The 14,303-nt window shown below is 43.7% G+C and carries 9 protein-coding genes; 8 read left to right on the forward strand and 1 reads right to left on the reverse strand.

Going from position 1 to position 14,303, the window contains the following annotated elements:
• Positions 1-166 precede the first annotated feature (166 nt).
• The 4 genes from QZ076_RS07375 to QZ076_RS07390 all read left to right on the forward strand — a co-directional run bounded on the left by QZ076_RS07375 (position 167) and on the right by QZ076_RS07390 (position 5,654).
• Entirely contained in the window at positions 167-787 is a 621-nt protein-coding gene (locus tag QZ076_RS07375) for a porin family protein (RefSeq protein ID WP_293711895.1), read from the forward strand.
• Positions 788-863: 76 nt separating this feature from the next.
• Complete coding sequence (locus QZ076_RS07380) at positions 864-1,514, forward strand: hypothetical protein (RefSeq protein WP_293711896.1); 651 nt, start codon at positions 864-866, stop codon at positions 1,512-1,514.
• A 186-nt stretch (positions 1,515-1,700) separates the two neighbouring features.
• Positions 1,701-4,868 carry a carboxypeptidase regulatory-like domain-containing protein gene (locus QZ076_RS07385; RefSeq protein ID WP_293711898.1) on the forward strand — a complete coding sequence of 1,056 codons (3,168 nt, stop codon included), beginning with the start codon at positions 1,701-1,703 and terminating at the stop codon, positions 4,866-4,868.
• Between the two features lie 18 nt (positions 4,869-4,886).
• On the forward strand, positions 4,887-5,654 hold the full coding sequence (locus tag QZ076_RS07390; RefSeq protein ID WP_293711899.1) for a glycerophosphodiester phosphodiesterase family protein: 768 nt from the start codon (positions 4,887-4,889) through the stop codon (positions 5,652-5,654).
• 120 nt (positions 5,655-5,774) lie between these two features.
• Here QZ076_RS07390 and QZ076_RS07395 read toward each other — a convergent pair whose 3' ends face one another.
• Entirely contained in the window at positions 5,775-6,323 is a 549-nt protein-coding gene (locus tag QZ076_RS07395; protein WP_293711900.1) for an RNA polymerase sigma-70 factor, read from the reverse strand.
• A gap of 175 nt (positions 6,324-6,498) precedes the next feature.
• Between QZ076_RS07395 and QZ076_RS07400 the strand changes: the two genes are divergently transcribed.
• The 4 genes from QZ076_RS07400 (at position 6,499) to QZ076_RS07415 (ending at position 14,214) form a co-directional block, all read left to right on the forward strand.
• Positions 6,499-7,494: a FecR domain-containing protein gene (locus QZ076_RS07400; protein ID WP_293711901.1), complete on the forward strand. Its 996-nt coding sequence runs from the start codon at positions 6,499-6,501 to the stop codon at positions 7,492-7,494.
• Positions 7,495-7,583: 89 nt separating this feature from the next.
• Positions 7,584-11,021, forward strand: a complete 3,438-nt coding sequence (locus QZ076_RS07405) for a TonB-dependent receptor (protein ID WP_293711902.1) — start codon at positions 7,584-7,586, stop codon at positions 11,019-11,021.
• Between the two features lie 32 nt (positions 11,022-11,053).
• The gene (locus QZ076_RS07410; RefSeq protein WP_293711903.1) at positions 11,054-12,814 is read left to right on the forward strand and encodes a RagB/SusD family nutrient uptake outer membrane protein; all 1,761 of its coding nucleotides are present in this window, start codon (positions 11,054-11,056) and stop codon (positions 12,812-12,814) included.
• Between the two features lie 20 nt (positions 12,815-12,834).
• Positions 12,835-14,214 carry a Gfo/Idh/MocA family oxidoreductase gene (locus tag QZ076_RS07415; protein WP_293711904.1) on the forward strand — a complete coding sequence of 460 codons (1,380 nt, stop codon included), beginning with the start codon at positions 12,835-12,837 and terminating at the stop codon, positions 14,212-14,214.
• Positions 14,215-14,303 lie beyond the last annotated feature (89 nt).

Genomic DNA, 14,303 nt, shown 5'->3' on the forward strand with positions numbered 1-14,303 from the left:
ACTATTTTTGCACTGTGTTTTTCTCAGTCAGATTTATTCCGCTTAGTTCGTGTAGAACTATGGTTATTATCGTTTACTGTTATTTCTTCCTTTTTATTTTAATACTCCGTTGCAACTTTTAATCCGCTGAAATCATCATATAGGTATACATAAATAAAATACTGATATGAAAAGATGGATAATGTTTGTTATGGTTCTCTGGGTTGCCGCTCAGGTAAATGCGCAAGAGTTCTCCTTTATACCTAAAGCCGGACTTAATCTGGCCAATCTGAATCCTTATGGAGCTGATATGCGGCTGGGATTGAATATTGGTGTTGCCGGTGAGTATCGTTTTTCGTCGCGGTTCGCCTTTGAACCGGGATTGTATTATTCTATGCAGGGTTACCAGTATGACGATAAAGGCGTGACCTCAAAACTGAAATGCGATTATCTGAATATTCCGGTGTATGCTAAAGCTTATCTGTTTAAAGGTTTTAATGTATTTGCCGGGCCACAAGTGGGATTCAACGTAAGAGCAAATGTGAAAGACATGGTTGTTTCCGATATGCCGGGTTATCGGAAACGGATAACTGGTAGTATAAGGGAGAATGTGAATAAAGTCGATTTCTCGCTGGGAGTAGGAGCCGGTTATCTGTTGGATTGTGGCCTGATGATTTCTGCCAATTATAATATCGGTCTGACAAATATATTTAAAGATGCCGGAGGTTTGAGCGATTCGATGTACGATAATACATCCAACAACGGCGTGATACAAGTTTGTGTCGGTTGGCGTTTTGGAATGAAATAGGAACTTTATCCTTTTGTAACAACGCTGCAATCCTGCGACTTTACCTTTGTGACCAAAATCAAGAATGAAAAGAGTTATGAGAAAGTTATTTAATGTTCAGGTTATTATGATGCTGTTGTTTGCGCTGGGTATTTCAGTGACTGCTTCGGCTAAAGGAAGTAAAAAGGAAGAAAGCAGCGACTATCATGCAAAGCAGATCCTTATTGTCGGCTTGCATGATAATGTGAAATCCAATTATTTCTATAACGGAATGATTGCTGAAGAAACCGGTATGCAGGCAGATCATATAGACCGGGAATATAATAGTATTATTGCTGAGAATATCGCAGCCGCGGTGAAGGATGGTGATTGCCGGTTTATCCCGGCAACGGAAAACCTGGTGAACGGACAGGTATTGAACGAGATCAAGGTGAACGGTGAAAGCGAAGACAGTTATTCCGATCTCTCGTCTGTCCCGACCGAAGAGTTACAGAAGGTATTGAACAATGCCGGAGCCGATTATCTGTTGGTCTTGAACCAACATTACCTGAAATGGCAGGAACAACCGCTTCGTACCTTGTTCCATATAGTAAGCTATACCTTATTCGATAAAGACAAGAAGGAAATATACCGTGGAAATAATTACTTCACCTGCATGAACCTGGAGAATCCGGACAAGGTGCGTAAGATCAGCCGCAAAAGTACGTCGAAGATAGCCTCTTCGATAATCAAGACCCTGGAAAACTGAAACTCCTCTTTATAGACATACGCTTGATGAAGCCCGGCGGAAGCTTATTGCTCGTCGGGTTTTTTGTTGCAGAAAAGTAAGCGGAATGTTAATGAATATACATTCTGTTGTCATATGGCTGCAATACCGCGGCTCTACTTTTGCGGCATCAAACTATATGGAAACAAATTAAAAGAACAATTACTTATGAAGCTATTTACTAAGTTAGTTGCATTACTGGTATTATTTTGTTGTTTCTCCGGTGCAGTGAATGCACAAGGGAGCACCCAGGCCATTATTACCGGAACGGTAGTCGATGAGTTTGGCGAAACAATTATCGGTGCTACCATTCAGGTGAAAAATGAGTCGACCGGCTTTTTCACCGGTTCTATGACAAATGAGAAAGGAGAATATATCATCAAGCAGTTGCCGCTCGGATCACCTTATACGGTGACTGCCTCTTTTATCGGTTATGGCGAACAGAAGAAAACAGGTTATTCGCTGAACCAGGGCGACATGCTTCGCGTGGACTTTAAGATGCAGGAGGCATCGGTCGAGATCGAAGCGGTCGAAGTGGTGGCCAACTCATTAAAGAATACGGTACCGAAGATCGGTGCAGCTACTTCCGTTACGGCAAAAGATATTGCCAAGCTGCCGGTGAACGGGCGTAACTTTACCTCGTTGGTAGACCTTTCTCCGCTGAGTACGGGGAGTAGTCTCTCCGGCCAGTTAGCTTCTTCCACTAACTTCACGATCGACGGTATGTCGGCAAAGAATCCGACTTCGGGCGGAACGACGAACCGTAACGGCGGACCTTATGCCATTTCGATGGAAGCAGTCCGTGAGTTTGAAGTTGTAACCAATCAATATGATGTAACTTACGGACGCAGTGGAGGTGGCGCCGTCAGTACAGTGACCAAATCGGGAACGAACACCCTGACCGGAAGTGCCTTTGTGTACGGGCGTGCCGACTGGCTTTCAAGTCCTTATGATATCCGTGGTAATGACCGCGATGCCAGCTTCTCTACCTATCAGTATGGTGCTACGTTGGGCGGTCCGATCATTAAGAACCGCGCACATTTCTTCCTGGCCTGGGATCATCAGGCCGATTCCCGCCCGTTGCAGATTGCAGATATCAAAAGTGCAGCCGATGAAAAGCGTTACAATGTGACGCAATCGACGCTGGATCAGTACCTGGAAATCTCCCGTAATAAATATGGAGTAGCCAACTCGCCCCAATTCGGCTCTTTCGATAAGAAACAGGCTACCGATGCCGTATTTGCCCGTATCGACTGGCAGCTGAATGCGACCAACTTACTGACCATCCGTGACAATTATGTGAACGACCGTAACAAACAGGCATTGGGCGATAACAGTTCCATCAACCTGTATGAAGTATATGGTGATGTACATTCTATTGATAACAGTATTCTGGCTACTTTGCGTTCCGTACTGGGGCCACGTATCACCAACGAGTTGAAGTTACAGCATCTATATACATCGGAAGAGAGTACACCGAATAAGCAATTGCCTTCCGCAAATATCCCCCGTGCCATCGTGGAGCGGGTACAGTCGACGGTAGACAACAAGGATGTTTATACGACTATCCAGCTGGGTGGACAGCGTTATTCACCGGAGAACTTCTATAATAATGTATTGCACCTGGTAGATAACTTATACTATACCACCAATAAGATCAACTTCACATTCGGTGCCGATCTGATGTACACCAATATGGACTCCCGCTATGGCAGTGAAGCAAACGGTCGTTTTTACTTCACCGGAATGGATAATTTCAATGACCTGAAACCTTATCGTTATGTACGTGAGGTATATCTCGAGCCGGACCAGCGTGTAAAACAGAATATCCTGAATGCCGGAGTGTACGGCCAGTTACAGACGAAGCTCTTCCCCGGATTTGAAATGACGGCAGGACTTCGTATCGATAACGCCAATTACTTCAATAAAGGAAATTTTAACCAGACCGTATATGATGAATTGGGTCTGCGTACGGACAATGGCCTGACTACTTTCCAGGTTCAGCCCCGTCTGCAATTCACCTGGGATGTAAACGAAAAGCATACCGATATTATCCGCCTCGGTGGTGGTATCTTTGCCTCGGATATCAATAACTATGCGATGATCAATAATATGGTATTCGATGGAACCAAAGTGCTGTCGGTCGATCTGACCGGTGATCTGGTTCCGACTCCCGATTTCGAGTCTTACCGCAAAGATCCGTCTACGGCTCCCGGTGCCGACCTGTTTAATAATCCGAATATACCCAAGTTGGCCACTATCAATATGAACGGGGCTGATGCCAAAGTTCCGGTTGTCTATAAAGCAAACTTTTCTTACACCCACTTCTTTACGGATCGTCTGAAAATGGGAGTAAGCGGCTTTATGACTCTGGGACGTAATAATTATATGTACGTAGACCGGAATATGGCAGACGAACCGTTCTTCCGTTTGGCTGCCGAAGGAAACCGCGGCGTATATGTTCCTGCCGAAAGTATCAACCCGACAAACGGTTCGGCCGACTGGACACAGGGACGTAAGACGGATAAGATAGGCCGTCTACTTGAACTGAACAGTGAAGGAAAGGTGAACCAGTTCGCATTCGTTGTCGACGGAACATGGCGTTATCTGAATGACGGGGAAATCGCTTTCAGTTATACATGGAATGATACAAGAGACAATACTTCATATAATGGTAACGTAGCTAACTCGGCAACCCTCTCTAAGATGGTTGTCGACGATCCCCGCGACCTGAGCAGAATGAGTTATTCCGATAATCAGTTCCGTCATAAAGTTGTATTTTATGGTACGGCACCTACTTTCTGGGGAGTAAGTGTAGGTCTGCGTTTCTCTGGATTGGGAGGAACACGTTATTCACTGGCAGTGAACGGAAATGTGAATGGCGACTTTGTCTCTTCCAACGACCTGGCTTACATCTATGACCCGAACGATCCGGCTACTCCTCAGTATCTGCGTGAAGGTATCCAGTCTATACTCGATAACCCCGATGTGGAAGAAAGCACTAAGAAGTATATCCGTAAAAGTTTCGGTAAAGTAGCTGAACGCAACGGTGGCGTAAACGGCTTCTACGGAACGTTCGACCTGCGTATTGCAAAGAAATTCAAGATTTATAAGACACAAAATATCGAATTGTCTGTCGATATCTTTAACGTAGCCAACCTGTTCAGTAAGAACTGGGGTTCCGGGCATAACCTGGGTAAACAAAATATTTATTCGATCAAAAGCTTTGATTCCGAACAAAAGCAGTATGTTTACAATGTTAATGCAAATACCGGTGTTTCTAATCTGAATGGTAATCCTTATCAGGTACAGATTGGTCTTCGTTACGGATTCTAATACATAAAAGATAAAACAATGAAGAAAAGATTAATCTTATCCATGCTGCTTACCGCTTTCCTTTGCGGAAGCAGCGCTTTTTCCCAGACAAAAGTAATTGCCCATCGCGGCTATTGGGACTGTGAAGGTTCTGCGCAAAACTCTATCACGGCATTGAATAAGGCACACGAAGTAGGTGCTTATGGGTCGGAGTTCGATGTTTCGATCACAGCAGACGGCATACCTGTTGTCAATCACGACGACAGCATCCAGGGATTCTGCATCGAAACCTCTCTGTATGAAGAGATCAAAGACCTGAAACTGAAAAACGGGGAAACACTTCCTACTCTGGAAGACTATCTGATACAAGGCAAACAGAACAAAGGTACGCAACTGATCCTTGAAATAAAACCTCACAAAAGAGTGGTCAATGAAGACCGGGCGGTAACGGCTATTCTAGCCCTGGTACAGAAGTATCAATTGGAAGACCAGGTGGAATATATATCTTTCAGCATGAATATCTGTAAGGAGTTGATCCGTCGTGCTCCGGCTGCACAGGTGGCTTACCTGCGCGGTGAGGTTTCACCGGCCGATCTTAAAGTCCTGGGCTTTACCGGACTGGATTATCATTATAAGGTATTTGAGAAAAATCCGACCTGGATTCAGGAAGCCAAAGATGCCGGGCTGACCGTCAATGTCTGGACCGTGGATGATCCGACAGTGATGCAGTCGCTGGTGGAACAGAATGTGGATTTTATCACTACCGACAAGCCTGAAGAGCTGAAGGAGATAATCAGGAAAAACTAAAATAGGGTAACAGATTCTTACTGCAACAGGCTAGTTAGTTAATAACTAGCCTGTTTCTTGTTTTGTACATATTCAATGCTAAAAGCCTCTATTCTTATCTGCCAAAATGGTGGCTTGCTTTTATACGGAAAGGAACAGATGCAGGAAGTAGATATTCTTCTTAAGATATTTCAGTGCATCATTGATATGACGTTCTACAGTTTTCGGTGTGATATTTAACTTTTCGGCAATCTCTTTGTAGCTTAGATGTTCGTACCGGCTCATGCAGAATATCTCTTTTTGCCGGGGAGTCAGTTCGTTTACCAGCCGGTCGATATATACTTTCAAATCTTTGGCATGCAACTCTTCTTCTATATCATAGGCTTTGTCGTAGGCTGCCAGGATCGAGATTTGGTAAAATGACTCGTTGAAATTTTTCCGGTTGTTATCGAATACCAGGTTGCGGGTAATGATAAATAATAAACCTTCCAGATTCTCGTTTTCATTTACGTAGCTGCGTATGTCCCACAACTTAATAAAGACCTCCTGCACTACTTCTTCTGCAGAAGAATTATTTGTAAAATAAAGACTGCAGAATTTATACACTTTATTGCAATACCTATGGTACAAGGAGGTAAATGCCTCTTCGTCCCCATTTTTTAGTGCAATTATCAGTGCTTTATCTTCCAATATATCTTCGTTTAGTACATGTTGATTGCAAATATATAAAAGAATTAACAATAATCAAGTATCGTCTTTTAAACGAATGCTCTGGAAAGAATATGAAAAAAAACGAATTCTTCTGGGGGATAGGGAAAGAATCGGAGTATTTATAATGTAGAATCGCTTAAAAAGAGAATTACGAATGATGAATGAAGAGGAAATATTAAAGAATGTTCTGTCCGGGCGCATGACCAGGGAGGAGAGAAAGAACGTTTCCGAACAAGATATAGTGATACGCCATCTTAAAAGCCAATGGGACGATAGCAGAAATGATTCAGTCCTTGATCCGAAGGCTAAAGACCGGGTACTAGACCGTATCACGAAAAAGATACACGGACATAAATCGTTTACCGAACGTTGGGGACGATATGGTATTGCCGCTTCACTGGCATTACTTTTTTCCGTGGGTTACTGGTTGGCCGGACCGGATGAACCTGATTCGCAGATCGTGTATGTGGTGAATGCCGGACGTCAGTCAATGGAGTCGTTTTATTTGCCCGACGGTAGTCATGTTTCATTGAATGCCGGGAGTAAGTTGACTTATCCGGAGCATTTTTCAGGGAAGAACAGAGAAATATATCTTTCGGGGCAGGCCTTCTTTAAAGTACATCACGACACGGAGCATCCTTTTATTGTGAAAACGAAAAGTATGGATATAAAAGCACTGGGAACTTCTTTTGAAGTCTTCAGTGTCGACTCGACTTCTTATACTGAAATGATCCTTTCGGGTGGAGCCGTGGAAGTAAGCACCAAGAGAACCGAAGGAGAAGGGGATGTCTTTCTGGTCTTCCCGGACGAGAAGCTAGCTTACGAACTGAATGGAAAAGCAGAGATCGAGAAAGTAAATGCCAGCCAGTATTCAGCCTGGTACCGTGGGGGAAAGCCCAGCTTTAAAAATGAAAAGCTGGCGATGGTTCTTCCCCGTCTGGAAAGTTGGTACGGCATCCATATCGAATGTCCGGATGAACTGGCTGACAAGTATAGTTTTACCTTCTCCATACATAATGAATCAATCGAACTTTTATTAAATATTATATCCAACAGTTCTCCGGTATCTTACCACAGGCGAGGGGATGGATTTGTATTATATGAAAAAGAGAAAAAAGATAATGTTAAACTTAAATCGAATAGAAAATGAAAAAGAGATAGACGTAATCATGGATGTCGGAAATAGACTCCGGTAAAGAGAAAAAGGAAAAACACATTAAAATATATCTGAATATTAATATGAATAAACGAGTAGTTTTGTTGAGAGATGTGTTCTGTAAACCATTCAAAAAGCAGATCACACAATTATTTCTGATAGGTGCGATAGGGCTGATCCCTGTCTCGGCTTTCGGCCAGGCTTATCAGGTTACCATGAAAAAGAGTAATGCGCCTTTGTCGTCTGTTATCGCAGAACTGGAAAAAGGTAGCGGTTATACCTTTTTTTATAATGACGATCAGATCAACCTGAACAAGAAGATCTCTATCGATGTGACGGACGCTTCTTTAGAGACGGTATTGAATCAGTTGTTTAAGAATACGGATTATTCTTACCGGATTGTAAATAACCAGATTGTGATCTCAAAAACATCAGAGTCTTCAAGGAATACAATGGCCGGGAATACTTCACGGCAACAGAAAAGTGTAACCGTTAAAGGTATTGTAAAAGATACTCATGGAGAACCGGTGATAGGTGCCAGCGTGGTAGAGGCCGGAACAACAAACGGTACGGTTACCGACTTTAACGGTAATTTTGTCCTGACAATGTCAGGAAGAGATAAGCACGTGCTTATCTCTTATATAGGGTATGCGACGAAGAAAATAACCTTGAAAGAAGGACAGAATTCCCTGAATGTGATACTAGAAGAAGACTCCGAACTTCTGGATGAAGTAGTGGTGGTCGGTTATGGTACCCAGAAGAAGGTAAACCTGACAGGGGCGGTTGCTGCTATCAGTTCAGAAGATATCAAAGATCGCGTACAGACAAATGTACTGGCAGCTGTTCAGGGTACTGTGCCCGGTGTAACTGTTATATCCCGTCCTGGGCAAACTCCTTCCATTAACTTCCGTGGACGCGGAAACCTGGGAACATCTTCTCCTTTATATGTGATCGACGGGGCTATTGCTGATGCCGATCTGTTTTCTAATCTCGATCCGAACAGTATCGAATCGATCTCTTTCCTGAAAGATGCCGCTTCTTCTGCTATCTATGGTTCACGTGCCGCTTATGGTGTCGTATTGGTAACGACCAAGACAGGTAAGAAAGAGAAAATGAATGTTTCTTATAGTGGTTATGTGGGATTGAAGATGCCGACTTATCTGCCGGATGTGCTCGACTCATGGGATTATGCTGAGTTGCTGAACGAAGCTTTCTATAACCGTGATGCGGCAAACGGTAAAAATGCTGCTTATTCGAACGATGAGATCGCTTGGTTCAAGGATGGTTCAAGACCAGATTACTACCCGAATACGAAATGGGCAGACCTGGTACTGGACAATCCGGTGGTGACAACGCAACATTCGTTAAACTTTAGCGGGGGGAGCGACAAGGTTCGTTTCTTCTCCGGCCTGGGTTATCTGTATGACGATAAATTCATGCCCGGACAGAGCTCTCAACGCTATAACCTGGATGCCAATGTAGCTGCCGATGTAACGAAATGGCTGACATTGAAGACCGGTGTGAAGTTTATCCGCAGCACGAATAAAACAGAGCATGGTGTCGCTTCTATCGGTAATTTCCTGATGGTCCCTTCTACGATGGTTGCACAACAGTCCAACGGGGAATGGGGATCTATTGCCGGCGGTAAGGCTGCAACGCAATCGTTTATGAATGGTAACCCGCTGCGTGCCTTGAGTAAGAACAACTGGTCGAACGGTAAAACCGACAACACGATGATTGACCTCGGTTTTGACCTGAAGCCGATCGAAGGGCTGGTTATTTCCGGACAGGGTGCATTCAAAAGCTGGGAGTCGAAATCGAAGAATTATACAGCTTTACAGGAAAATGTGAAGAACTTTGAGACCGGTGCCGAAATCCCGGGAACCGGAGTATATACAAATGAAATGAATATGCTCTGGCAGAGTGAGAACCGCCAGATGTATACGTTGACTGCCCGTTACGATTGGACGAACAAAGTGCATAGTATCGGAGTTTTGGCCGGTACTTCTTACGAACATTATAATTACGAACGCCTTTATTCAAAATATAAGAACTTTGTAACAGACGACCTGAAAGATATCACAACAGGTTCGGAAGTCAGTAAAGATCAGCCGGATGTAAATTCTTACGGCGATCCGTTACGCGAATATAAGATCCTTTCTTATTTCGGACGTTTGAATTATAGCTTTAATGACCGCTATTTGTTTGAAGCGAATCTGCGTGCGGATGCTTCTTCCCGTTTCTATAAAAATAATCGTTGGGGTATCTTTCCTTCATTCTCTGCGGGATGGCGTATCAATCAGGAAAGTTTCATGAGCGATGTGAAATGGGTCGATAATTTGAAGGTACGTGCATCGTGGGGTACATTGGGTAATATTAATAATGTGGGAAACTACGATTATTTCCAGCTGTATAACAATGGTGCGGATTATAACTTTGATAACGAAGCTATAAAAGGTGTATTGGAATCGAAACCGGCAAATGAAAAGCTGGGTTGGGAAACAGTTGCACTGACCGATATCGGAGTAGACTTTGATATATTCAATGGTTTATTCAGTGTAACAGCCGATTATTACATCAAAAATACCAGCGATATCCTTTTGAGCTATAACGTTCCTCTGGAAACTGGTATTGCATCTAATCCGTCGCAGAATATCGCCAAGGTACGCAACCGTGGTTTTGAACTGGCTTTGACTCATCGTAAAACAGTAGGAGAGTTCTCTTATCAGGTAAGTGCAAATATTGCTACTAATAATAATGAGATTATGGATATGGGTGAATCGGACGATATTATTAGTAATGGTGGCGATAAGATCCGTTATATCCTGCGTAAAGGTGAGTCGATCGGTTCATTCTATGGTTTGAAAACAGATGGACTGTATACTCAGGAAGAAATCGATGCCGGACATTATTATACGTACGGACGTACTCCGAGAGCCGGTGATATCAAATACGTTCCGCAACGTGAAGGCCTCGAATGGGGGAGCGCAATCAATGGTGAAGACCGTACGATCATAGGAAAAGACGTTCCCGATTTTACTTATGGGATCAATCTGAACCTGCAATATAAGAACTTCGAATTTTCTTTATTCGGACAGGGTGTTTCCGGTACCCAGGCTGCTTTCGAGTCTGAACAGGTTTCTGCCTTTATGCTGAACTCTAATCCGCGTAAATTCCACCTGGGAAGATGGACACAGGAAAATCCGAATCCTCATGCTGTCTATCCGCGTATCTATGGAGGTCATAGCCTGGATGATTATAATCAATACTTCTCAGACTATCAGCTGTTTGATGCGGACTATTTCCGTATTAAGACAATTTCACTGGGATACCGTGTTCCTTCTAACTTAGTTTCGAAATGGGGAATGTCTTCTTTGAAATTCTTCCTGACCGGTGAGAACTTATTCACACTGCGTGCGGATCATACGATGAAAGACTTTGACCCGGAAGCTTCTTCCGGTCGCGGTATCGGTTCACTGGGGACCAAATCGGTTGCATTTGGTGTGAATGTGTCCTTCTAATTGATTTAATAACATTTAATTAAGTAAGAGTAATGGTAAATCTAAATATAAAGAAATGGACAGTTCTCGGTTTATTGACTGTCTCTTTTACAGCCTGTGATCTGGATGTGGTACCTCCTTCAGATATCTCAGTAGAAAGTTTCTGGAATACAGAGAAAGATGCATGGTACGGATTGAATGCCTGTTATGCACAAACGCCTGGCTTCGATATCTGGGACGAGATGTGTACGGATAATGCTCATAGCCATAAACCCTGGGAAGGGCCGTATGAATCCATCCAGCAAAGTGAACTGAGTACGGCGGAAGATCGTGGATATAATTTCGGAACCATTCGTATCGTGAATAACTTTTTGGAAAAAGTGGGTACCTGTGATATGGATGAAACGCTGAAAGAAAGAATGAAAGCGGAAGCTCGTTTTATCCGTGCCCAGAGTTATCTGGACCTGACAACCAAATTTGGTAAAGTTCCATTGGTGACTACGGTTATGGAATATGATGCACCGAACGTACCCCGTGATCCGGTCGATAAAGTACAGGCTTTCATTCTGGATGAATTGGCTGAGATTGCTACTGTTTTGCCGGACAAATACAATGGCGGTTATCTGCAGGAAACCGGGCGTATCACTCGTGCCGCAGCTTTGGCTATGCGTGCCCGTGCTGCATTGTATTTCGGTAATTATATGGAGGCTGAAGCGTCTGCCAAGACTGTGATAAGTGAAGGACATCACTCTTTGTTCCGCGTAACAGCATTGAACGATGCGCAAAAGAAAGAAGCTGACGAACTGGTACAGTTTATTGATTTTGAAAGCAAGGGTATCGATAAGGATAAATTTGCAAAAGGTTTGTTTAGCTATGAAACATTATGGCAGGGCAGCAATGCATCACCTTCGAATCCCGAGTATATCCTGACCCGCGAGTACATGGCTGATGATAATAACTACGACTGGGCCCGTTATACTTATATCCGTCCGAGTCAGATGGGATCGGGTTATTCGTCTTACGAACCGATGCAGGACTTGGTGGATGCTTATTGGGACATCGACGGTAAAACAGTACGTCCTTTGATATCGGTGGATACCCGTAAAAAGAATTTCGAAGAGATTACGGCTGAAGTAGCAGATCTGGATCAGGCTAGCTATATAAAGAGAGTTCCTGAAATGGATTTGAAGAAATATGCTTATATGGACGAATTCCGTAACCGCGACAGCCGCTTGTATGCCTCTATCCTGTTCCCGTTCAAGGGATGGCATGAGACAGACTTTGCCGGAGGTACATTTTATTATCGTTGGAAACCGGAAGTGGCCGGTCTGGATGGTAACGAGTCGTGGACAGGTTACAGCTATCGTAAGATGGTTGCATTAACTCCTTATTCGGATTGGACCAGTGCCGATGACTATCCAGTGATTCGTTATGCAGAGGTATTGCTGACTTTTGCTGAAGCACATGTAATGAATGTGGGTTGGGACAATGATGTTCAGATTGCTTTGAATGATCTGCGTGATCGTTGCGGTATGCCGTCAGTGCCGACTTCAATGCCATCGAAAGAGGCTGCTCTGGATTTTGTACGCAACGAACGCCGTATAGAGTTGGCCGGTGAGGGACATCGTTTCGATGATATCCGTCGTTACGGTTCTACCTATTGCCAGAAAATAATGAATACTACAACCTATGCTCCGAATGGATATAAGGTAATCGAAAAGAAATGGAATGATCGCATCCTTTTGATGCCTATACCTCAAAATGCAATGGACTTGAATCCGCTTCTGAAAAACGATCAGAATCCAGGGTATTAATATTATAGATTTAAAGTACAATGAAAAAGACTCTTTTTTTTATGTTAGTGTTGGCCCTTATTACCGGGTGTACCTGTAATAAACCAGCCGTAAACGAGCAGGTAAAAATGATTTCCATGCCGGTTCCGGAGCGTCCGGCCGGTCAGACAGATGTATTGGAACTGGCTACCGATCCTATCCCGACCGTGCGTATTGCATTTATCGGTTTAGGAATGCGTGGAAGCGGTGCGGTTTACCGCTACACTTTCCTGAACGGAGTGGAAGTGAAAGCTCTTTGTGACCTGAATGCCGACTATGTGAAAAGTGCACAGGAAACCTTGGCCAGCAAACATCTTCCGGCAGCTGATGAGTATACCGGACAAGAGGATTGGAAAAAGATTTGCGAACGGGATGATATCGACCTTGTCTATATCTGTACAGACTGGTTGAACCATACACCGATGGCGGTCTATGCAATGGAACATGGGAAACATGTAGCGGTGGAAGTTCCGGCGGCTATGTCGATCGATGAATGCTGGCAGTTGGTGAATACGGCGGAAAAGACTCGCCGCCACTGTATGATGCTGGAGAACTGTTGTTACGATTTCTTTGAAATGGCAACATTGAATATGGCCCAGCAGGGAGTATTCGGTGAAGTTATTCATGGGGAAGGTGCATATATTCACGACTTGCGTTCTCTTAATTTCTATCCGAGTGAGAAAGGTGGTTATCAGGGTATGTGGCGTTTGAAATATAATGAAGAACATACCGGTAACCCATATCCTACTCATGGTTTAGGCCCGATCTGCCAGATATTGAATATTCACCGGGGAGATAAGATGAATTACCTGGTGTCCATGTCGACGAAAGAAGTCGGGATGACTGAATATGCAAAAAATACTTTTGGAAAAGACTCCGAGGAGGCGAAGCAGACATATAAACTGGGTGATATGAATACAACCCTGATCCAGACGGAGAAAGGGAAAACGATTCTGATCCAGCATGATGTAACCAGTCCGCGTCCGTACGACCGTAAACATGTGGTAAGCGGAACCAAAGGTTTTGCTCAGAAATATCCGGTGGAAGGAATAGCGTTGGAACCGAATGCGCATGAGTTTTTGAACAAAATGCAAATGGATTCTATTATGGCTTTGTATGAACATCCTATAACCAAAGAGGTGGGTGAGAAAGCCAGAAAAGTAGGTGGTCATGGAGGTATGGACTTTATTATGGACTACCGTCTTGTTTACTGCCTGCAAAAAGGTTTGCCTTTAGATCAGGATGTGTATGACGCTGCCGAATGGTCTTGCCTGACTGAATTGACGGAGATATCCGTGAATAACGGAGGGGCACCTGTTGAAGTACCCGACTTTACCCGTGGCGCATGGAATAAGTTGAAGGGATTGCAGTTCGCAAAATAATACCAGAGGAAAAAGTAGTAAATAGGCTGTCTGAATTTGTATTCAGGTAGCCTATTTTGTGAATGGCAGTGAAACAGGTAATTACTGAA

This window comes from uncultured Parabacteroides sp., assembly GCF_905196875.1.
Classification (GTDB): domain Bacteria; phylum Bacteroidota; class Bacteroidia; order Bacteroidales; family Tannerellaceae; genus Parabacteroides.